Source organism: Flavobacterium daemonense, from assembly GCF_007341385.1.
In the GTDB taxonomy this organism is placed as follows: Bacteria; Bacteroidota; Bacteroidia; order Flavobacteriales; family Flavobacteriaceae; genus Flavobacterium; species Flavobacterium daemonense.
The window spans coordinates 154347-174068 of sequence record NZ_VJYD01000012.1; the positions used below are offsets into that span (position 1 = coordinate 154347).

Below are 19722 nucleotides of genomic sequence, written 5' to 3' on the forward strand. Positions count from 1 at the left end.
TATAAACTTAAAAAACTACCTTTTAAAAATGCTGCGGGCAGCATCTTGATTATTGCTTACTATAGTTAGGTTTTGATTATCAAGGTTTTCTATTACGTATGTTTTACCTTCAAAGCTAATTAGGTCGTGCTCTGCTTGATCAGAAAAACCAATTCCTTTGCCTATTTCATAAGCACTATTTCTGATTTCTACATCATTTTTATACGTAATGACTCTTCCTTCTGGAGTGAAAATTACCTTTTTTGTAAATCCGGCTGTTTTTGGTGTTGCAGTATAAGGATTACTGGTTCCTCCAATCGATTTTTCCCAAATCCAAGTATTCACAATTGATCCCGAATTTACATTCGTTGAATCTAAAGAATACGCGGTCGAAAATAGTCCGAAGACGATAACAAATAATAAGCTTTTTTTCATAATCAAATTATTTTAGACTTGTAATTTTATCTCTAATTGCTTTTTTGAAAGTTTTGATTTCAGCGCTTTGATCTTCTGTATCGTTATTGTCAATAAAAATTTTAGTTACAGATGTTCCTTGTTTCAATTGGAAGAAAATACCGCCTTGATCTGCTCCATCTGGTGTACCATAAGTTTTTGTTTGTCCTTTTAAAGCATAAATTTCAGTAGGAATGCTTTTTGTGAAATCAGTGTAATCGCCTCTTTTTGTTTTAGCAAAATAAGCAGATTGGTCAAAATTGAAATTTCCTGTAGCCGTACTAATCAGTTTCAAAATATTGAAATCATTTAGTTGAAAGAAGTTTTGACAATCTGAACCTGCACAGTTTCCAAAATAACTTCCAATAATAATATTGTCTGAAGACTCTGTTGTTTTGTTGAAAATAATTGTTTTGTTTGATCTAGGGATCAAAATAAAATCGGAAGGATAAGTTGCAGTTGTCGAAATATTTTCTCCTGGCTGAGGTCCGCTTTCATAATAACTGATTACAATTTCGCAGTTATTTTGAACAATCGAAGTCATTTTGATGCTATAGCCGCTTGTTGCTTTCATTCCAGAAAAAATACCAACTAACATGTTTTTAGAAAAATCAATATTAGCATCAGTGGCAACTGGGCAAGTATTTTCGTGTTTTGTAAAAAGGAGATCCATTTTGTCTTGAGCAGTTACAACAACTGCAGCTGGATTTTCTGGCAAAGTTTTGATCGCGTAATTGCATAAAAGCGGAAAACCTGTAAATCCTAAATCTGTATTTGCACCGCAATCAACATTCATATCATCATTTCCAAGCGAGCAAGCGCCCAATCCAAAAGCTATAAATAAGCTCAACATCAATTTTTTCATTATATTATTTTAATAGGTTATATTTTGTAGATGACTGAGGTTTGAAAAGGTTGCGTCGAAAATATTTTTTTCTTCAATTTTTTTTAAAATGTTTGTTTAATTTAGAATCCTCACGAATTAGTGAAATTTTAAATTTTAAAAATCAGAACTACGTATTATTGCGTACTTTTACTTAAAAAAAACTTAGTTATGTTTGACTTTCTCCCCATTTTACTGGCTTTTATTATAGCGCTTTTTTTAGGTATTTACTTAGGAAGGCTTTTAATGGGCGCCAAATCACAAACTGAAAAAGTTGGTTTGGAAGAAAAACTAAATGCAAACTTGAATCAGTTGCAGTTTCAAAAGGAAAAATTTGAAGGCGAGAGAAATAATTTTCAGAAACAGCTTCAATTGATTAATTCTGAAAAAGAAAATATCAGAACAGAGAAGGACAGCTTAGCCATTCAGCTTTCAAAAAAAGAAGTCGATTTCGAAAATCTATGGGAACGCCATAAAGAGCAAAAAGCTGAAATAACAGAACTTCAGGAAAAATTCACCAAAGAATTTGAAAATCTGGCCAATAAGATTCTCGAAGAAAAGTCGGCAAAATTTACCGAGCAAAACAGCGAAAACATGAAGAACATCTTGTTGCCTTTGCAAGATAAAATTCAAGGTTTTGAGAAAAAAGTAGAACAGACACATAAAGAAAGCATCGATTATCACGCCGCTTTGCGTCAGCAGATTGTTGGTTTAAGCGAAATGAACGCACAAATGAGCAAAGAAACGCTCAATTTGACTAAAGCATTAAAAGGCGACACCAAAATGCAAGGGAATTGGGGCGAACTGGTTTTAGAACGTGTTTTAGAAAAATCAGGTCTAGAAAAAGGACGCGAATACGAAGTGCAGCAAAGTTTTACAAATACAGAAGGAACACGCGTGCTCCCAGATGTTGTAATTAATTTGCCTGACGGAAAAAAAATGATTGTCGATTCTAAAGTTTCGCTGGTTGCATACGAGAGATGGATCAACGAAGAATCAGAAATATTGAAAATTGATTTTCTGAAAGAACATGTCAGTTCTATAAAAAGGCATGTCGAGCAACTCGGAAACAAAAATTATCATGATCTATATCAAATAGAAAGTCCTGATTTTGTTTTGCTTTTTATTCCGATAGAACCTGCGTTTGCGATTGCATTAAATGAAGATTCGACTTTATACAATAAAGCTTTTGATAAAAATATTGTTATTGTAACACCAAGCACACTTTTGGCGACTTTGCGCACGATCGACAGCATGTGGACGAACCAGAAACAGCAGGAAAATGCTTTTGAAATTGCCAGACAAGCCGGTGCTTTATACGATAAATTTGAAGGTTTTGTAACTGATTTAGTCCGAATTGGAAATAAAATCAAAGACACAAAAACGGAATATGAAAGCGCTATGAATAAATTGGTTGACGGAAAAGGCAATTTGATTTCGAGTGTCGAAAAATTAAAGAAAATGGGAGCAAAGGCTAAAAAGTCGCTTCCAGAAAATATTATTGCGCGAGCCTCAAATGAAGAGGAGAATCAGTTTTTAAATTAAACAAATCATAAATATTTTAAACACATAGAAACATAGATTTTATCTTGTGCATGGAGAATAAAAAAAAAGAAACTCGTTTCTAACACATAGCGCTATGTTTGTTAATGCAAGTGAAACGCCTTTTTTTTTAAGTTCCAATAAGCTATGATTCTATGTGTTTAAAAAAAAACAACACAAACTTACCAAAAAACAAAAAACATGACTGCAGATTTCAAACTCGTTTCATCATCAAAAATTAGCATTTCCGAATTAATGCTGCCATCGCATACCAACTTTAGCGGTAAAATTCATGGAGGATATATTTTGCAATTACTAGATCAGATTGCTTTTGCTTCTGCATCAAAATTCAGCGGTAATTATTGTGTGACCGCTTCGGTTGATACGGTGAACTTTTTAAAGCCTATTGAAGTTGGTGAATTGGTCACGATGAAAGCTTCTGTAAATTATGTGGGAAGAAGTTCCATGGTGGTTGGAATTCGCGTTGAAGCCGAAAATATTCAGACAGGTGCAATCAAACATTGCAATTCGTCTTATTTTACAATGGTCGCAAAGGATAAAGACGGAAAAAGCGTTCAGGTTCCGGGCCTTATTTTATCAAGTCTCGAAGAAGTTCGCCGTTTTAGAAAAGCAATCAAGCATATCGAAATTAAAAAGGAAATTGAAGAGCATGAAAAAGTAGCAAATGTTAGTTCAATCGAAGACTTGGCAAGTTTGGATAAGTATAATGTGCTTTTGGAGATTAGTTAGAAAAGTTAGTTGTGAATTGTGAAATGTGAGATGTAAAATATAGAATGTGAAATATGAAGTCCCTACGTGACAAGATAAAAATCGATTTCTTTTTTCTACCAGTATAGAATCTCTATGAGATATTCCGCTAGGAATTAAATATTGGTAGCAAAAATAAACCACATGCTAATTTGTCCCGTAGGGACTTCATATTTCACATTCTATATTTTACATCTCACATCTCACATCTCACATCTCACAATTCACAATTCACAATTCACAAACAAAAATATTCACAAATATTTAGGATTAGAAGCAGAACTTTGTAGCGAGAAATTTCGTAACTTTAAGTATGAATAATTAGATTATGGAATATTCACGGAGTACTGCCATTCAATTTTTTTAAGCCAATATCTTAAGTCCTGATTTTTCTCTTCTTAAAATTAAAAAATCGAATGACATAATTGTTTAAATAATAACGATTATGAAAAAAACTACCTTATTTATTTTGCTTTTTACTGCTTATTCTCTTGTTGCTCAAGATAAATTTTTCACTAATACAGGAACGATAAATTTTGAAGCATCGGTTCCTCTTTTTGAAGAAATAAAAGCTGTAAATAGACAAGTTGCGATTGTTTTAGAGCCTCGAACAAGTACATTTATCTGTACTGTAATTATTAAAGATTTTCGTTTTAAATTGGATTTGATGCAAGAACATTTTAATGAAAATTATATGGAAAGCGATCGATATCCGAAAGCTGTTTTTAAAGGTAAAATCGAAAAATTTGATTTGAAGGATATCAATGAAGTTGAAAAAGAATATTTAATACATGGAAAATTAGTTGTAAGAGGGAAATCGAAGCAAATTGCAGTTAAAGCTCTAATTAAAAAAATGGGCGATGGAATTCAGATTATATCTGATTTTCCTATCCAGATTGCTGATTTTAATATTCAGATTCCGAGCAGAATTGCGTCTAAAATTTCTGAAACGGCTAACACTGAATTAACAGGGATAATTAGAACAGATAATGCAGGTTATCTTACTTTGAAATGAAGTTTAATTTAAACAACTCAAAAGAGTTCGTTCAAGATCTGTAAACTGGAATTCAAATCCCATTTTTTGAATTTTTTCCGAAGAAACGCGCTGTCCTTTCAAAATTGCAATACTCATTTCTCCCAACGTGAATTTGAGAAAAAAGGCAGGAACTTTTGGCACCCAGATCGAATAGCCTAAAATAGAAGCCAAGGTTTTTGAAAATCCAAAATTAGTGGTGTTATCTGTAACACAGGCATTGTAGGCGCCATGCATATGTTCGTCCGTAATTGCCTTTAGGTAAATTTGTGCCAAATCATCAATGTGAATCCACGCCAAATATTGTTTTCCGGTGCCTAGAACTGCACCAAATCCCGACTTGAAACTCGGAACTACTTTTTTTAAAAACCCTTCGTCTTTTCCAAAAACAATTCCGGTTCTGATTTTTACGGTTCTAATTCCGAGCGTATTTATTTTGTCTGCAGTTTCTTCCCAAACTTGGCACGTTCTGCCTAAAAAATCATTTGCTGGAGATGTTTCTTCGGTACAAATTTTATGGCTTGTAATCGCGCCATAAATTCCAATTCCGGATGCAGAAACAAATGCATTAAGCGTTTTATTGTTTTCTTTTAAAATTGAAAAAATTAGATCAATAGGTTTTGTGCGACTTTCTAAAATGATTCTTTTTCGTCGTCTGGTCCATCGTTTTTCGACAATTCCTTCTCCGGCAAGATGTATAATATAATCGGCATTTAGAACGGCTTCTTTTTCAATAAAATCTTTTTTCAAATCCCATTTATAATACGTAATTGATGGCGTGTTTTTATGTTCAGTCCGACTCAAAATCGACACAGAAAAGCCGTTGTCGATAAGGACATCGGTCAGATGTTTACCAACAAATCCAGTGCCGCCGGTTAGTAAAACATTTTGAGCCATAATAGTTTATAAAATTTTTAACAGTGCATATTGTTTAAGGATTAGTAAAGGTACTTAAACAATGCTTACCTTTAAGGCAAATTCTAAATTTTAATAAAATGGCGACTAAAAAAAAGGTAATTACCAAAGATGATATCGTTTCAATATATATGAATGAAATTTTAGAAAAAGGCCAAAAACCAAAATCAGTTTATCATTTTGCCAAAGAAAATGATTTTAGCGAAGCGGAGTTTTATGCTTTTTTTGGAACATTAGAAGGTTTAGAAAAAGAGATTTTCCGACTGTTTTTTGAAAACACAGTCAACTTGCTTCACAAAAATGAAGAATATCAGCAGTATGATATGAAAAATAAAATGCTGAGTTTTTACTTTACTTTCTTCGAAATTTTGACTGCCAATAGAAGCTATGTTTTGCAGTCGCTTAAAGTAGATAGAAATCCACTTAAAAATCTGGTTCAGTTAACAACACTCCGAAATAGTTTTAAAGAGTATGTTTCGGAAATCCTGACGGATGATTACCGACTGGAACAAGAAAAACTTCAAAAGTTTCAAGAAAAAGCAATTCAAGAATCGGCTTGGTTGCAATTAATGATGACAATAAAATTCTGGATGGATGATGAATCTGCAGGATTTGAAAAAACCGACATTTTTATCGAAAAATCAGTTAATGCTTCATTCGAATTGATGAATGTGGCACCAATGAATCATTTGATTGATCTTGGAAAATTTCTATTCAAAGAAAAAATATACAGCAGATAATGAAAACAATCGATTATATCCCAACTTCAAAAATTGAAAGAGCCGGAAAACTGGTTCAGACCGGCGCAAAAATTGGAGTAAATTATGTAAAACATTATGCTGAAAAAATTGTTAATCCAGATTTATCGCGAGATAAACTAAACGAAAATAACGCCGAAGACATTTACGACGGATTAAAAAGCTTAAAAGGAAGCGCGCTTAAAGTTGCTCAAATGTTAAGCATGGATAAGAATTTTTTGCCACAAGCTTATGTGGAGAAGTTCTCATTGTCGCAATTTTCTGTTCCGCCGCTTTCTGCTCCTTTGGTTTTAAAAACGTTTAAAAATAATTTCGGTAAAACGCCATATGAAATTTTTGATGAATTCAACCCAAATTCGGTCAACGCAGCAAGTATTGGTCAAGTGCATTTGGCTAAGAAAAACGGCAAAAAACTGGCTGTAAAAATTCAATATCCTGGTGTTGCAAACAGTATTTCTTCTGATTTGGCTTTGGTAAAACCAATCGCAATCAGAATGTTTAATCTGCAAGGAAAAGATTCTGATAAATATTTTAAAGAAGTTGAAGATAAGCTGATTGAAGAAACGAACTATTTATTAGAATTGAAACAAAGTCAGGAAGTTGTTGATGCGTGCGCTAAAATCGAAAACATTTCTTTCCCGAATTATTATCCAGAATTTTCATCTGAGAAAATCATTACAATGGATTGGATGACGGGAATTCATCTTTCTGAATTTACGGCTAAAAACTTTGATCAGGAAACGGGCGACAAATTAGGGCAAGCACTTTGGGATTTTTATATGTACCAAATTCATGTGCTGCGAAAAGTTCACGCTGATCCGCATCCGGGAAATTTCTTGGTTGATGATCAAAATAAATTAATCGCCTTGGATTTTGGCTGTATGAAACAAATTCCAGAAGAGTTTTACACGCCGTATTTTGAGTTAATCAATAAAAATGTGATTACTGACGAAAAGCTTTTCAACGATAAATTATTCGAATTAGAAATTCTTCGTCCTGATGATTCGCCGGCCGAAATTGAATATTTCACTGAAATGTTTCATGATCTGCTGTCACTTTTTACAAGACCTTTCCAAAACGAAACTTTCGATTTTGCCGATGAAACTTTTTTTAATGCAATCGCGCAATTAGGAAAACGTTTTTCTGAAGATACAAACTTGAAAAAAATGAATGGAAATCGCGGTTCGAAACACTTCATTTACATGAACCGCACTTTCTTCGGACTTTATAATTTAATGTTCGATTTGAAAGCGAAAATTGTTGTGGAGGATTATTTGAAGTATTAGAAATTGTTTTTTTTTGTTTCAGGTTTCAAGTTTCAAGTTGGCTTAACCTTACTTATAGAACTTTGTCAAAGTTTTAAACTTTGACAAAGGTTTTTTTACCCAGTTTGTCATCCCGAGGAAGGAGAGATCTCCGCAAGTAACTCCACAATCAGAATCGACAATCTTTGTAGAGCTACTTGTGGAGATCTCTCCTTCGTCGAGATGACAAGATTACGGGTAAGCGTCCAGCAAAAACCTGAAACTTGAAACCTGAAACCTGAAACAAACAAACTTATTTCAAAATTCCGGCCTTATAAGTCGTAATTGCTCGATCTCTCGCAAAGTCATGATCAATCATGGGTTCATTGTAACCAAAATCAAACTCAGGAATCCATTTGCGTATATATTCGCCTTTTTCGTCAAATTTCTTTTGCTGGATTTCCGGATTAAAAACTCTGAAATATGGTGCGGCGTCACAACCTGTTCCGGCTGCCCATTGCCAGTTTCCTACGTTTGAGGCCAATTCAAAATCCAATAGTTTTTCTGCGAAATAAGCTTCGCCCCATTGCCAGTTGATTAGTAGGTGTTTGCATAAAAAACTCGCTACAACCATGCGAACGCGATTGTGCATATATCCAGTTTCGTTAAGCTGACGCATTCCAGCATCGACCATTGGATATCCTGTTGTTCCTGAACACCAGCGTTTGAAATCTTCTTCGTTATTTCGCCATTGAATTCCGTCATAATTTGATTTGAAATTATGATTGACACAATTTGGGAAACTGAAAAGAATTTGAATAAAGAATTCTCTCCAAATCAATTCACTCAAAAAAGTCTGATTTTTTCTGTTTGTCCAATTTACTAATTTCCGAATACTTACGGTTCCAAAACGTAAATGTGGCGAAAGGTAAGAAGTACTGTCTAAAGCTGGAAAATCTCTGGTTTCCTTATAATTGCTGATTTGTGTTAAATTGTGCGGAAGTACTTTGATAGAACTTCTTTCAAAACCAATTTCTGATAATTCAGGAAATGCAAATTGATTTTTTGCGAAATTGGATTGAAATGAAACCGAATCATATTCTGGTGCTGATCCTAAAAAATGGTATTTCTCGAGCCATTTATTTTTATAAGGTGTATAAACGGTATATGGAAGTCCGTCAGCTTTTGTGATTTCCTTTTCTTCAAAAATGACGTGATCTTTGAAAGAGAAACATTCTACGTTATTTTCCTTTAAAAGAGAACAAATTGTTTCGTCGCGCTTAATTGCAAATGGCTCATAATCTTTATTGAAGAAAACGTTTTGTATGTCAAATTCTGCAATTAGCGATTTCCAAACTTCTGTTGTTTTTCCTTTTTTGATTATAATTGAAGATCCAACAGAATTTAATTCTGAGTTTATTTTTTGAAGTGAATCATAAATAAAAGTTACTCGTGCATCGTTTTTTGGAAGATTGTCCAAAATATCATCATCAAAAATGAATAAAGGAATTACAGGGAAATCTGATTGTAAGGCGTGAAATAATCCGGCGTTGTCTTCTAAACGCAAATCGCGTCTGAACCAGAAAAAGGAAACTTTTTGTTTTGTCATTATAATGGTTATGTCTTGACGATTTTTTTAAACACATAGAAACATAGATTTTTTTTCCTGATTTAAAAGTAAAGAGAAAAGAAACTAGTTTCTTCACACATAGTTCCCAAAGTTTGTCATTCCGAGGAACGAGGAATGACAAGATTGTACAGACTATGTTTATTTATGCAAGTGAAACGCCTTTTCTACACAATAAAAACTATGTTTCTATGTGTTTAAAAATAAATGTTATATACTTTTTTGCTTTGCATCAATTTGAATAATCTTCGGCTGTGAGTTTGAATTGAATAATTCCTCGATTTTGTTATAACGGAAATCAAATATTGTTTTCAGTTTATTCTTTACGACTATTCGATTCATGATTCGGCCTAAAATTCCGAGTGGGAGGGCGTAGTGAACAATGTCTGTCATTTTGGTTCCGCCGTCGGCTGTTTTTTCAAAGAAGTGTTTGTGATGCCATAATTTGTACGGCCCAAAACGCTGTACGTCTATAAAATAGTGGTTTTCTTTGCAGGCTGTAATTTCAGTGACCCAAGAAATTTTGATTCCTAAAAGCGGGCGTAACGTGTAGGTTATGATTTGTCCGTGATACATTCGTTTTTCGTCGAAGTCTTTAATCTTAAAACTCATATTTTCGAGTGTAATAGTCTGCAGGTTTTTTGGACTGGAGAAAAAATCCCAGCACTCTTCGACACTTGCATTTACATACTGAACGGTTGCTATTTTGTATAATTTCATTTTTTATAATTTCATTTGTTACAAAAATGTTTCTTGAAATACGTGAGCGTTAGGGATTATAGTGGAGCTCTTTTTGTGGCTGGCCTTTTTGCCAGACATAAAAAAGCGGGAACGAAAAGCCCGACCGCAGGGAACGCCCATATAAAGTTACATTTTATAATACTTAAATGGTACAAACAACATTCCGAAACATTCTCCTTTTTCTTTGTTGAGGTGCTTGTGGTGTATTTTATGTGCTTTCCTGAGTCCAATGAGGTATTTGTTTTTAGTGTTTTTGAACCATTTAAAACGCTGATGAATCAAAACATCGTGAATTAAAAAGTAACAAGCGCCATAAAGCGTAATGCCGCAGGCAATAAAAAACAAATAATTGAAGCCACCCTGAACACCAAAATAGAATAACAAGATACTCGGAATCGCAAAAATGACAAAGAAAATGTCGTTGCGCTCAAAAGTATGCTCGTATTTTGGCTGATGATGATCTTCGTGAAAATACCACATAAAACCGTGCATTACGTACTTATGCGTAAGCCAGGTAACACATTCCATGAACAGAAAAACGCCTAAAAAGATTAAAAAAGAAATCATTTTATAAATGTTGTTATTAAAATTATGATTTTATTTTGTTTGTGTTTGACTTTAAATTGTAAAAAATTAACTCTAAAGGTTTTTTATTGTTGGACAATCTTGTCATTTCGACCGAAGGGAGAAATCACACACGGGATTCGACAAAGATTGGCGACATTCCATGCGGAGTTTCTAGTGCGATTTCTCCCTTCGGTCGAAATGACAAATGCGACGTATTTCTATACTAATTTAAGCTTATAAGTAACAAACGACTGCGCCAAAAGTCCCGCTTTAGTATAATTTGAAACCCTGATTCTGGAATTTCCAATTTTGTGATAGGGCGTGTTTTTTAGTTTCTTGAGCAGTTTCTTATAGTAAACATAAGCCGTATAAACGCCAAATTTTGCTTCTAACGGTAATTTTACAATTCCTTGATAGGCAATGCGGAAATCGTCTTCGATTTCTTTTATGATTTGGGTTTTCGAATCTTCATTGAAATTATTGAGATTGACGCCGGGAAAATAAGTTCGGTTTAAAATAAGATTGTCATCTCTCAAATCTCTCAAGAAATTTATCTTTTGAAAAGCAGAACCCAATCGCATGGCTTCGTGTTTTAACTGCTCGTATTTATGTTCTTTCCCGTCTACAAAAACCTTCAAGCACATTAGCCCAACAACATCAGCAGAACCGTAAATGTAATCTTGGTATTCTATCTGCGTATTGTAAGTTGATTTTATAAGATCTAGTTTCATGCTTCGCAAAAAGGCCTGAACTAGATCATCGGTAATATTGTATTCTTTAACTGTATGCTGAAACGAATTTAAAATTGGGTTAAGGCTTATACCTAATTCCATTGCTTTGTAATATTCTTTTTCGAAATCATCAATTAAATATTCCTTTTCATAATCGTGAAAGGAATCTACAATTTCATCAGCAAAACGTACAAATCCATAAATACTGTAAATCGCATCGCGAATGCTTGGCGAAAGCATTTTTACTGCCAATGAAAATGAGGAACTATAATTTTGCGTAATCAGTTTACTACATTTGAAAGAAACGGCGTCGAATAGTGATTTCATGGTTTAAGATCTAATAGATTTTTGAATTAACTCAGCAACCAATTTTCCCGAAATTAAAGCAGGCGGAACACCTGGACCAGGAACGGTCAATTGTCCTGTGAAATATAAGTTACGTACTTTTTTGCTTTTTAGTTTTGGCCTTAAAAAAGCAGTTTGCAATAAGGTATTCGCCATTCCGTAAGCGTTGCCTTTGTACGCATTGTAATCTGTTACGAAATCATTTTTGCAGAATGACTTCTTAAATATAATGTTATTTTTAATTTTTTGTTGTGTAAGTTGCTCAAAACGAGTAACTATCTTTTCGAAATATTGTTCTCGAAGTTCTTCGTTGTCTTCAATTCCAGGTGCAAGCGGAATCAAGAAAAATCCAGATTCCATTCCCTCTGGCGCAGCAGTTAGATCTGTTTTCGATGGAAAATTAGCATAGAATAATGGCGCTTTTGGCCATTTTGGATCATCATAAATTGCTTTTGCATGCTCATCAAAATCAACATCAAAAAACAAAGCGTGATGCGAAATGTTTTCTATTTTTTTATTAAAGCCAATGAAAAATAGGAGTGAAGAAGGAGCGAAAATTCGGCTTTCCCAATATTTTTCAGAATAAGCACGATGTTCTTTATCAAGCAGCGTTTCAGTATGCTGATAATCGGCACCACTTAAAATTAGGTCTGCTTTTATGATTTCTCCGTTGATTACAACTCCAATTGCAGTTTTGTTTTCAACGATTATTTTTTCAACTGACGAATTGGTTTTGATCGTGACGCCCAATTCTAAAGCTAATTTTTCAATGCCACGAACCACGTCAAACATTCCGGTTTTTGGATGCCAAGTTCCAAGACCGAAATCGGCGTAATTCATAAAATTATAAAAAGAAGGCGTTTTAGTGGGTTTTGCTCCCAGAAACAAAACGGGGAATTCTAAAATTTGAATTAATCGTTCGTTTTTGAATTTCTTTCGAATATCCTGACTCACATTGCTCAAAAACTGATTAAGTTTTAAAGCTGTTTTTGGTGTAAGTAATTCTAAAGGCGAAACACCTGGACGATATACGAGATCTTTAATTGCAATATCATAATTGCTTTTTGCCTGATCAATAAATTCATGAAGTTTGTCTCCGCTTCCTTTTTCTATAGTTTCAAAAACAGATTTGATTTTGGTCAAATTATCATAAATGCTGACAAAATCATTTACGCCAAAATAAACTCGATAAGCCGGATTGAGTTTTATGAGTTCATAATAATCTGAAGTTTTTTTGCCGAAATCCTGAAAAAATCGATCAAAAACATCGGGCATCCAATACCAGCTTGGGCCCATGTCGAAAGTAAAACCGTCTTTTTTGAATTGACGCGCGCGACCTCCAATTGTTGGATTTTTTTCATAAATAGTAACCGCATGTCCTTGTTTTGCCAAGTAACACGATGCGGCCAAAGCGGAAAAGCCAGATCCTAATATGATAATTGTTTTTGTCATTTGTTTAACAAATATACAAAAACTTTAAACAAAATAATTAGATTTCTTCTATAGTTTCCTCCATTGAATCAAAAATATGAATGCGCTCATGAAGATTAGTTCGGTCAATATGTTCAACCATATTCCCCATAAGCCAGATTTCATTATTTTTCATTAATAGTTTTTGTCCCATCGATTTTACATATTGATTTATAATGTTTCGTTCTGGTTGAACAGTCATGAATGAAACAAAGGTTATGTTCTCAAAGTGGCGTGTAAGATCCTGCAAGTTCTCAATTGGCATGCTTTCGCCCAAATAAATGGTTTTGTATCCTTTTGATAAAATTTCGTATTGCAGATAAAGAAGACCAATTTGGTGTACTTCATTTAAAGGCAATGAAAGAACAAAAATTCGGTCTGTTTTTGTAGGTTTTAATATTTGAAGGCTTTCTGTATAAATTAAAATCTTTTGCTTGATCAAATGACTCATAAAGTGCTCATTTGCCGGCGTAATCGTTTCGGATTGCCATAGCAAGCCCAATTCTTTCAACAACGGAAGAAAATGTTCTTTGAAGACTTCTTTAAAACTTTTTTCTGAAATAAGCCAGTCAAATGTATTGAAGAATAACTCTTGATCGAAATTCATCATCGCCATTTTGAAAGACGTGATCGCATAGTTTTGCGAGTTTTTCTTCGAAATGATTTCACGAACCAACAATGGGATTTTATCCTCAGAATAAGTAGCTATTTTAGATATTTTATAGCCATATTGATGCAGTAAAGTTATATTTAAAAGCTTCTGCAGATTTTGTAAATTGTATAGTCTGATATTAGTATCGGTTCGCATCGGTTCAAGAATATTGTATCTTTTTTCCCAAATCCGAATTGTATCCGCTTTTATCCCAGATAAGTTTTCAAGGTCTTTTATACTGAAAACAGTTTTTATATTGTTTACCATTTCTTATTGTTGAGTAAACAAAAATAAAATAAAATCTGAAAAAATCTCTAAAACTTTACTAAAATGATAGATTATCGAAACTTTGTAGTAACATACTGATTTAATTGGCTTAAAAGAAGCTTTGTTTTTTTATCATTTCGATTTTGAATAAATAAAAAGAAACTATTTAGAGTTATTCTAAAAATAAATTAAAAAATGTTTTGATGAAAAGAAAAAGCCTGTAGAAGTATTTCTACAGGCCTTTCTTCTATTTTCTTTTATCTGCAAAAGGTATTTTTGTTTTTTATTGCACTTTGACTGCCGAGTTCAGCCGCTTTTGTGAAATCTTTACAAGCATTTTTCTTGTCGCCAATTTTGTTATAGGCTAGACCTCTTAAATTATAAGCGATGTAATCATTAGGATTGAGTCCGAGTGATGAACTGCAGTCATCGATAGCTTCTTTGTAGTTGTTTAATTTGTAATTCACATTGGCTCTTCCTGTAAAAGCATCGGCATTCATGCTGTCTAGCTCAATTGTTTTGTTAAAATCCGCTAGAGCGCCTTTTAAATCATTGAGCTTAACCTTGGCGACGCCGCGATTTTGATAAGCTTCAACAAATTTTGAATTCATGCTGATGGCTTTCGTGTAGTCAGCAATTGCGCCTTTTGTGTTTCCAGCTTCGGCTTTTTTCATGGCTTTGTCAAAATAAGCTGTTGCCGATTGTGCCCAAGATGAGCAAGCAACCATAATAAAGGATGCTAATAGTAGGTTTTTCATAAACTAATTTGGGATTAGTGATTAATTATTACCAAACGAATTTAGGAAAGATTTATTTTGTAAGAGAACTTCTTGTGTGAAAAAAATGTAGACCTGTTGGAATGTAGTTGATTCAAACACATAGAAACATAGATTCAGGATACTTAATAAAGGCGTTTCACTTGTTTTTAACAAACATAGTTGGCTATGCGTTCGAAACTAGTTTCTTTTTAAGTTCTTTCTAAAAATAAAATCTATCCCGAGACTTCGGGACTATGTGTTGGAAAAAAAGCGAATTATTTATAGCTAAATTTTTAAAAACCCGCGAAATCCTCTCGCTGCATAATACGATTCTGCGCCATTATGATAAAGAAAAACCCTGCCATAACGGAAGTCACAAAATACGGCACCGCCATGTTTTCGAACATCATCTGGCGTTGCAATCCAGCTTGAAGTTTTTGTGTCAAAATTTCCAAGTTCCTGCAATTGTCGATATTGTTCTTCATTTAAAAGTTCAATTCCCATTTCTACAGCCATATCAACTGCGCTGTTTTTAGGCTTGTGCTCTTTTCTTGAATCTAGAGCTTTTCGGTCATAGCAAAGACTTCTTCTGCCTTTTGGACTTTCGGCTACGCAGTCAAAAAAAGTAAATTTGTCAGCGGTTTTATCGTAGCTAACAACATCTGGTTCGCCTTCAGTTTTTTCCATTTGAAGCAATGACCAAAGTTTATCTGGATTTTCATTAAGTTTTGCCTCGACTTTTGACCACTCTATATTTTGATGCCGATTTGTATTTTTTTCAAAACGCACTTTCAAAATACTGATAAGTTGTTCTTGTTCTTCTTGCGAAATTTTATTTTTCATTTTGATGTTTTTTGATCATTATTCTTGTCGGCGCACCATTTCGTTGATCCAAATTGGGGCAAATGGCGAAGTACAGCCTTTTGAAGTTGGATAATCTCTATAAATTCCCAACTTTTCTCCAATTGCTAAAGCGCGTTCTCGATACTCCGGAAATTTAATTCCGATTTGTGCCAAAGTGCTGTTCATCGTCCATTGTACTTCTGGCGCGGCGGTTGGCATTTCATTTTCAATTCGATCAAGAAGAGCTGGCAAATCTAGGATTTCAGGATTACGGGCAACGCATCCGCTGGTTAAGCTCCACGCAGCGCGTCCGTGCATTACGTCGGAGGTATGCATCCAAGCTTGGCGTAAGGTTTCTCGATCGGCATAATCTTTAATTATGTACGAATAAAACCAATCGGCAATGTGAACAAATTTTTCCGAAGAAACCATTTTTGCAATTTGTTCATTCGAAAGTTTTTTCGGATCGATAATCAATATGGCTAAAAATCGGGCATCAGCATTTTCGGTGTCCCAAAGTTCAAGAGCCAATTCGTGATTGATTTTGATTTTTTTCGCCAATGTTCGAATGTCTCCCATTTTAACGCCAAACTGATTCTCAGAAGCACCACGTTTTTTATTTTGAGCAAATACTTTTTCGTCTCCGAGAGATTTAAGCTGTGCTAAGATTTCTTTCGCTGTCATTTTGATTTGGTTTTAATTGAAAAGGAAAATTAATCATTTAAACCTTTTCCGTCGAGAATGTTTTGAGTGTGTTTTTCAACTCTTGCTTCTCGTGTTTTTGATTGTTTTGGTTGTGAAAAGTGGAGTAAATAAGCTCTTTGTCTTCCTGGAGTCAAAGCTTCAAAGGCTTTTTTTAGCTCTGGTTTTTCATCGAGTTTCGTTTGAAATTCTTCAGAAACCGGAAAATCAGAAGTCTTTTTCAAATTCACTTTTAGGCCAGCTTTTTCAATTTCGATCGCTTGATAAATATATGTTTTGAGAACGGATTTCAAATCAACAATTTCCTTCAAATTTGTAAATCTGATATGACGTGCCGCCTGAACATTTTCTGATTGCTGAATCAAAATTCCGTCTGTATCTTTCATCAAAGCGCCTTTAAAAAATAGAAAAGCGCAATATTCTTTAAAAGCATGAATTAAAACGACATTGCTGTCGTGGTACATATAACATGGATTTCCCCATTTTAATTCTTCAGTAAGCTGGCATTCTAGGGCGATGGTTCGCATTAGCTCCAATTCCTTTTGCCATTTTTCAGCTTTATCAAAGAAAAAATCAACTTTCGGATTCATTTTTATTACTTTAAGCGTTAATCAGTTTGCGTTCTGCTGGTCTAAAATACCAAGAAATTACCGTTAAGACAATCAAAAGAGCAGGTCCGAAAAATTCTTTTTCAGCATCGCTAGCCTCAAAATGTGAAAATAGTGCGCCAGACATTGCAAAGAAAAAACCAGCATAAGCCCATTCTTTTAATAAAGGGAATTTAGGAATTAGTACTGCAATTACGCCTAGAAATTTCCAAACGGCTAATAAAGTTAGCAAATAAATTGGATAACCCAAATGCGACATTCTTGCGGTTTCGTCTTTAGACTGCATAAATTGTACGATTCCAGTTGAAAGCATTCCTAATGAAAGCCAAAGTGTAGCAATCCAATAAATGATTTTGTTTCTTTTTGTCATGATTTCTTTATTTTAAGTTATTGCATATTTCTTGTAAACGATTGTGCGCCATGTTTAATCCTTGTTTGAAAGGCAATTGCATCATTTGATCTCTAAGTTCATTAGATTTATAAACGATTTGTATAGTAAGTTTGCTTGTTGATTCCGTTACTTTTTCGAATTCCAAAAATTCCAATTGAACTGTAAAAGGTGAATTTTCCATTTCAAATGTTCTGGTTATTTTTTGATTCGGAATAAATTCATGAATGACGCCATTCATTTGAACGACAACATTGCCTTTTGCATCGCTAGTTTCAAATTGATAAGCGCCATGTTTTTTGCTTTCGAGTTTCAAAACTTTAGTTCCCATCCATTGCGCTACAATCTCTGGTTCGATGTAGGCTTTAAAAAGCAATTCGACAGGCAAATCAAAATCGCGAGTGATTACTAAATCTTGCTTGTTCTCCTGCGCGTTTATTTTAGTTTTTAATTCCATTATAGTTCGTTTTCTGGTTTATAGTTTTTCATAATGTCTTCGAGTTTGTTGAATCTTTCGTCCCACATTTGGCGGAAAGGCTCTATGAAATCGGCTATTTGTTTCATTTTTTTAGCGTTTATAGTGTAATACACTTCTCTTCCATTTTGTGTCTGTTGCAATAACTCACATTCCGTCAAAATTTTTAAATGCTTCGAAACTGTCGGGCGCGCCGTGTCAAAGTTAGACGCAATCGCTCCGGCAGTCATGGAATGTGAAGTCACTAAAAGTAAAATAGCTCTTCTTGTAGGATCAGCTATTGCCTGAAATACATCTCGTCTTAAATTCATTGTGAAGTTATTTGGCTACAAATATATATGAAGTTATTTGGCTACGCAAATTTTTTAAAAGATTTTTTTTGTAATGTATTGAAAATGTGTACTTAGTTGTAAGATGAAAAAGGTTTTGTATCTTGAATTTATTGGGGTTTTCGAAAGAGATAAAAAATAGTGCTTATGAAAAATTGTTTTTGGCGGTATTATTTTAATTTTAATAAAAAATAGAAGAGCTGCAAAATGGACTTTATAAATAATAACCGAAGTGAGATTTGCATTCGCTTAAATTAGAAACGTTTATGATTTTAGATATGAAAAGATTATTTGTATTGCTTGTGTTGAATATTTCGGCTGTTGTTTTTGCGCAAGCGCCAAAAGATTCTGAGTTGTTTTTGACATTAAAAAAACACGACAGTATTTTTTTTGAAAAGAGTTTCAATCAATGCGATATTGCTTTTTTGGAAAAGGCGATTCATCCTGATTTGGTTTTTTATCACGATCAAGGCGGTATTCAGAATAAAAAGATTTTTTTAGAAAATGTAAAAAAGAATATTTGCGGAAAAGGTCCTCAAAAACCAATTCGAAAAGTAAAACCTGAAAGTCTTGAAGTGTATCCGTTATATAGCGAGGGAAAGCTTTACGGAGTCGTCCAGACCGGAATTCATGATTTTTATTTAAGAGAAGCAAATAAGCCAGATGTTTTTACTTCCGAAGCAAAATTCACCCATGTTTATCTTTTAATCGATAATCAGTGGATTTTGAAAGAGGTTTTGAGTTTTGATCATAAAAGCTAATCTGGATTGGAAAGTATTGCTTATTAATCGAATTGAAAATTTTTCAAAAAAAAAAACTCAGTAACCACATGGACAAATTTAATTTTAATAACAAAAGATTCGCGCTTATTCAAAATTCTGAAAATGGACAAGTGAGTACCGAAACGATTTTTAATTACAAACAAGAAGATCATCTTGTAACTGCTGATTATTTTGGTGGTTCAATAAAATACGGAAAAATTATTGCTGAATTAAAGGAGGGTCAACTCAATATGCTTTATCAGTGTTTGACAGTAGATAATGAATTGAAAGCGGGTAGAGCAGTGGCTCAAATTACATTAATGGAAAACAGTAAAATAAAATTAAGTTTAGATTGGGAATGGTTGACAAACGGAAATGAAAAGGGGAAATCCGAATATATGGAGATTGATTAAAATAAGAAAAGTGTTTAAAAGCATAAAAAAAACCTATTTCACAATGAAATAGGTTTTTTTTGTTTTGTGACCCGACTGGGGCTCGAACCCAGGACCCCATCATTAAAAGTGATGTGCTCTACCGACTGAGCTATCGAGTCATTGTTTTTCTTGAACGAGGGTGCAAATATAAGCACTTTATTTAGGTTTTGAAGCCTTTTTTCAATGCTTTTTTGCAATAATTTATAAAAGTCTATTTTACAGTAAAATAAGCTTTATGTTTTTTTGTGACCATGGAGGGATTTGAACCCTCACGCCCTTACGAGCACCACCCCCTCAAGATGGCGAGTCTACCGTTTCTCCACATGGCCTAAAAAGAAAAAAGGTCGAGTAAAATAAATTACCCGACCTTTGTGACCCGACTGGGGCTCGAACCCAGGACCCCATCATTAAAAGTGATGTGCTCTACCGACTGAGCTATCGAGTCATTG

Annotated in this window: 23 protein-coding genes and 3 tRNA genes; 7 read left to right on the forward strand and 19 right to left on the reverse strand. The window is 34.0% G+C overall.

What is annotated here, in order from left to right; genetic code table 11:
• Positions 1-15: 15 nt before the first annotated feature.
• The gene (locus FND99_RS15605; protein ID WP_144338867.1) at positions 16-414 is read right to left on the reverse strand and encodes a hypothetical protein; all 399 of its coding nucleotides are present in this window, start codon (positions 412-414) and stop codon (positions 16-18) included.
• A gap of 7 nt (positions 415-421) precedes the next feature.
• Positions 422-1297: a protease complex subunit PrcB family protein gene (locus tag FND99_RS15610; protein ID WP_144338868.1), complete on the reverse strand. Its 876-nt coding sequence runs from the start codon at positions 1295-1297 to the stop codon at positions 422-424.
• Positions 1298-1486: 189 nt separating this feature from the next.
• Between FND99_RS15610 and rmuC the strand changes: the two genes are divergently transcribed.
• The 3 genes from rmuC (at position 1487) to FND99_RS15625 (ending at position 4640) form a co-directional block, all read left to right on the forward strand.
• The gene (gene rmuC, locus FND99_RS15615) at positions 1487-2860 is read left to right on the forward strand and encodes a DNA recombination protein RmuC (RefSeq protein ID WP_144338869.1); all 1374 of its coding nucleotides are present in this window, start codon (positions 1487-1489) and stop codon (positions 2858-2860) included.
• Positions 2861-3058: 198 nt separating this feature from the next.
• Positions 3059-3607, forward strand: a complete 549-nt coding sequence (locus FND99_RS15620; protein ID WP_144338870.1) for an acyl-CoA thioesterase — start codon at positions 3059-3061, stop codon at positions 3605-3607.
• Positions 3608-4070: 463 nt separating this feature from the next.
• Entirely contained in the window at positions 4071-4640 is a 570-nt protein-coding gene (locus FND99_RS15625; RefSeq protein WP_144338871.1) for a YceI family protein, read from the forward strand.
• A gap of 3 nt (positions 4641-4643) precedes the next feature.
• Here FND99_RS15625 and FND99_RS15630 read toward each other — a convergent pair whose 3' ends face one another.
• Complete coding sequence (locus FND99_RS15630; RefSeq protein WP_144338872.1) at positions 4644-5555, reverse strand: TIGR01777 family oxidoreductase; 912 nt, start codon at positions 5553-5555, stop codon at positions 4644-4646.
• Between the two features lie 98 nt (positions 5556-5653).
• Between FND99_RS15630 and FND99_RS15635 the strand changes: the two genes are divergently transcribed.
• Together FND99_RS15635 and FND99_RS15640 are read left to right on the forward strand one after the other, a co-directional pair.
• Positions 5654-6313: a TetR family transcriptional regulator C-terminal domain-containing protein gene (locus tag FND99_RS15635; protein WP_144338873.1), complete on the forward strand. Its 660-nt coding sequence runs from the start codon at positions 5654-5656 to the stop codon at positions 6311-6313.
• Positions 6313-7617 (forward strand): ABC1 kinase family protein, encoded by a 1305-nt coding sequence (locus FND99_RS15640; protein ID WP_144338874.1) that lies wholly within the window; start codon positions 6313-6315, stop codon positions 7615-7617. Before FND99_RS15635 ends, FND99_RS15640 begins: the two co-directional genes overlap by 1 nt.
• Positions 7618-7888: 271 nt before the next feature.
• Here FND99_RS15640 and FND99_RS15645 read toward each other — a convergent pair whose 3' ends face one another.
• The 13 genes from FND99_RS15645 to FND99_RS15705 form a co-directional block, all read right to left on the reverse strand.
• Positions 7889-9184 (reverse strand): cryptochrome/photolyase family protein, encoded by a 1296-nt coding sequence (locus FND99_RS15645; RefSeq protein WP_144338875.1) that lies wholly within the window; start codon positions 9182-9184, stop codon positions 7889-7891.
• 228 nt (positions 9185-9412) lie between these two features.
• Positions 9413-9922: an SRPBCC family protein gene (locus tag FND99_RS15650; RefSeq protein WP_144338876.1), complete on the reverse strand. Its 510-nt coding sequence runs from the start codon at positions 9920-9922 to the stop codon at positions 9413-9415.
• A 147-nt stretch (positions 9923-10069) separates the two neighbouring features.
• Positions 10070-10510, reverse strand: coding sequence for a sterol desaturase family protein (locus FND99_RS15655; RefSeq protein ID WP_144338877.1), 441 nt, complete (start codon positions 10508-10510; stop codon positions 10070-10072).
• Between the two features lie 218 nt (positions 10511-10728).
• The gene (locus tag FND99_RS15660) at positions 10729-11568 is read right to left on the reverse strand and encodes a phytoene/squalene synthase family protein (RefSeq protein ID WP_144338878.1); all 840 of its coding nucleotides are present in this window, start codon (positions 11566-11568) and stop codon (positions 10729-10731) included.
• Between the two features lie 3 nt (positions 11569-11571).
• The gene (locus FND99_RS15665) at positions 11572-13038 is read right to left on the reverse strand and encodes a phytoene desaturase family protein (RefSeq protein WP_144338879.1); all 1467 of its coding nucleotides are present in this window, start codon (positions 13036-13038) and stop codon (positions 11572-11574) included.
• A 37-nt stretch (positions 13039-13075) separates the two neighbouring features.
• Positions 13076-13975 carry a MerR family transcriptional regulator gene (locus tag FND99_RS15670; RefSeq protein ID WP_144338880.1) on the reverse strand — a complete coding sequence of 300 codons (900 nt, stop codon included), beginning with the start codon at positions 13973-13975 and terminating at the stop codon, positions 13076-13078.
• A gap of 257 nt (positions 13976-14232) precedes the next feature.
• On the reverse strand, positions 14233-14733 hold the full coding sequence (locus FND99_RS15675; protein ID WP_246074228.1) for a tetratricopeptide repeat protein: 501 nt from the start codon (positions 14731-14733) through the stop codon (positions 14233-14235).
• 285 nt (positions 14734-15018) lie between these two features.
• A complete protein-coding gene (locus tag FND99_RS15680; RefSeq protein ID WP_144338881.1) occupies positions 15019-15576 on the reverse strand; it encodes a DUF4256 domain-containing protein in 558 nt (185 codons plus the stop codon).
• A gap of 18 nt (positions 15577-15594) precedes the next feature.
• Positions 15595-16260, reverse strand: coding sequence for a DNA alkylation repair protein (locus tag FND99_RS15685; RefSeq protein ID WP_144338882.1), 666 nt, complete (start codon positions 16258-16260; stop codon positions 15595-15597).
• A 29-nt stretch (positions 16261-16289) separates the two neighbouring features.
• Entirely contained in the window at positions 16290-16868 is a 579-nt protein-coding gene (locus tag FND99_RS15690; protein WP_144338883.1) for a YdeI/OmpD-associated family protein, read from the reverse strand.
• 10 nt (positions 16869-16878) lie between these two features.
• Entirely contained in the window at positions 16879-17256 is a 378-nt protein-coding gene (locus FND99_RS15695; protein ID WP_144338884.1) for a DoxX family protein, read from the reverse strand.
• Positions 17257-17263: 7 nt separating this feature from the next.
• On the reverse strand, positions 17264-17731 hold the full coding sequence (locus FND99_RS15700) for an SRPBCC family protein (protein WP_144338885.1): 468 nt from the start codon (positions 17729-17731) through the stop codon (positions 17264-17266).
• Entirely contained in the window at positions 17731-18060 is a 330-nt protein-coding gene (locus FND99_RS15705; RefSeq protein WP_144338886.1) for an ArsR/SmtB family transcription factor, read from the reverse strand. Before FND99_RS15705 ends, FND99_RS15700 begins: the two co-directional genes overlap by 1 nt.
• A gap of 296 nt (positions 18061-18356) precedes the next feature.
• On the opposite strand from FND99_RS15705, the gene FND99_RS15710 reads away from it, so the two are divergent.
• Complete coding sequence (locus FND99_RS15710) at positions 18357-18839, forward strand: nuclear transport factor 2 family protein (protein ID WP_144338894.1); 483 nt, start codon at positions 18357-18359, stop codon at positions 18837-18839.
• Positions 18840-18907: 68 nt separating this feature from the next.
• Positions 18908-19252 carry a hypothetical protein gene (locus FND99_RS15715; protein WP_144338887.1) on the forward strand — a complete coding sequence of 115 codons (345 nt, stop codon included), beginning with the start codon at positions 18908-18910 and terminating at the stop codon, positions 19250-19252.
• 67 nt (positions 19253-19319) lie between these two features.
• On the opposite strand, the gene FND99_RS15720 is transcribed toward FND99_RS15715, so the two are convergent.
• The 3 genes from FND99_RS15720 to FND99_RS15730 all read right to left on the reverse strand — a co-directional run bounded on the left by FND99_RS15720 (position 19320) and on the right by FND99_RS15730 (position 19718).
• Positions 19320-19392: transfer RNA gene (locus FND99_RS15720), tRNA-Lys, on the reverse strand.
• 127 nt (positions 19393-19519) lie between these two features.
• Positions 19520-19602, reverse strand: a tRNA-Leu gene (locus tag FND99_RS15725).
• Positions 19603-19645: 43 nt separating this feature from the next.
• A tRNA-Lys gene (locus FND99_RS15730) sits at positions 19646-19718 on the reverse strand.
• Between the last annotated feature and the right edge of the window lie 4 nt (positions 19719-19722).

Coding starts and splice junctions, on each gene's coding strand:
- FND99_RS15605 (WP_144338867.1), bottom strand. CDS start 414: ATGAAAAAAAGCTTATTATTTGTTATCGTCTTCGGACTATTTTCGACC.
- FND99_RS15610 (WP_144338868.1), bottom strand. CDS start 1,297: ATGAAAAAATTGATGTTGAGCTTATTTATAGCTTTTGGATTGGGCGCT.
- rmuC (WP_144338869.1), top strand. CDS start 1,487: ATGTTTGACTTTCTCCCCATTTTACTGGCTTTTATTATAGCGCTTTTT.
- FND99_RS15620 (WP_144338870.1), top strand. CDS start 3,059: ATGACTGCAGATTTCAAACTCGTTTCATCATCAAAAATTAGCATTTCC.
- FND99_RS15625 (WP_144338871.1), top strand. CDS start 4,071: ATGAAAAAAACTACCTTATTTATTTTGCTTTTTACTGCTTATTCTCTT.
- FND99_RS15630 (WP_144338872.1), bottom strand. CDS start 5,555: ATGGCTCAAAATGTTTTACTAACCGGCGGCACTGGATTTGTTGGTAAA.
- FND99_RS15635 (WP_144338873.1), top strand. CDS start 5,654: ATGGCGACTAAAAAAAAGGTAATTACCAAAGATGATATCGTTTCAATA.
- FND99_RS15640 (WP_144338874.1), top strand. CDS start 6,313: ATGAAAACAATCGATTATATCCCAACTTCAAAAATTGAAAGAGCCGGA.
- FND99_RS15645 (WP_144338875.1), bottom strand. CDS start 9,184: ATGACAAAACAAAAAGTTTCCTTTTTCTGGTTCAGACGCGATTTGCGT.
- FND99_RS15650 (WP_144338876.1), bottom strand. CDS start 9,922: ATGAAATTATACAAAATAGCAACCGTTCAGTATGTAAATGCAAGTGTC.
- FND99_RS15655 (WP_144338877.1), bottom strand. CDS start 10,510: ATGATTTCTTTTTTAATCTTTTTAGGCGTTTTTCTGTTCATGGAATGT.
- FND99_RS15660 (WP_144338878.1), bottom strand. CDS start 11,568: ATGAAATCACTATTCGACGCCGTTTCTTTCAAATGTAGTAAACTGATT.
- FND99_RS15665 (WP_144338879.1), bottom strand. CDS start 13,038: ATGACAAAAACAATTATCATATTAGGATCTGGCTTTTCCGCTTTGGCC.
- FND99_RS15670 (WP_144338880.1), bottom strand. CDS start 13,975: ATGGTAAACAATATAAAAACTGTTTTCAGTATAAAAGACCTTGAAAAC.
- FND99_RS15675 (WP_246074228.1), bottom strand. CDS start 14,733: ATGAAAAACCTACTATTAGCATCCTTTATTATGGTTGCTTGCTCATCT.
- FND99_RS15680 (WP_144338881.1), bottom strand. CDS start 15,576: ATGAAAAATAAAATTTCGCAAGAAGAACAAGAACAACTTATCAGTATT.
- FND99_RS15685 (WP_144338882.1), bottom strand. CDS start 16,260: ATGACAGCGAAAGAAATCTTAGCACAGCTTAAATCTCTCGGAGACGAA.
- FND99_RS15690 (WP_144338883.1), bottom strand. CDS start 16,868: ATGAATCCGAAAGTTGATTTTTTCTTTGATAAAGCTGAAAAATGGCAA.
- FND99_RS15695 (WP_144338884.1), bottom strand. CDS start 17,256: ATGACAAAAAGAAACAAAATCATTTATTGGATTGCTACACTTTGGCTT.
- FND99_RS15700 (WP_144338885.1), bottom strand. CDS start 17,731: ATGGAATTAAAAACTAAAATAAACGCGCAGGAGAACAAGCAAGATTTA.
- FND99_RS15705 (WP_144338886.1), bottom strand. CDS start 18,060: ATGAATTTAAGACGAGATGTATTTCAGGCAATAGCTGATCCTACAAGA.
- FND99_RS15710 (WP_144338894.1), top strand. CDS start 18,357: ATGAAAAGATTATTTGTATTGCTTGTGTTGAATATTTCGGCTGTTGTT.
- FND99_RS15715 (WP_144338887.1), top strand. CDS start 18,908: ATGGACAAATTTAATTTTAATAACAAAAGATTCGCGCTTATTCAAAAT.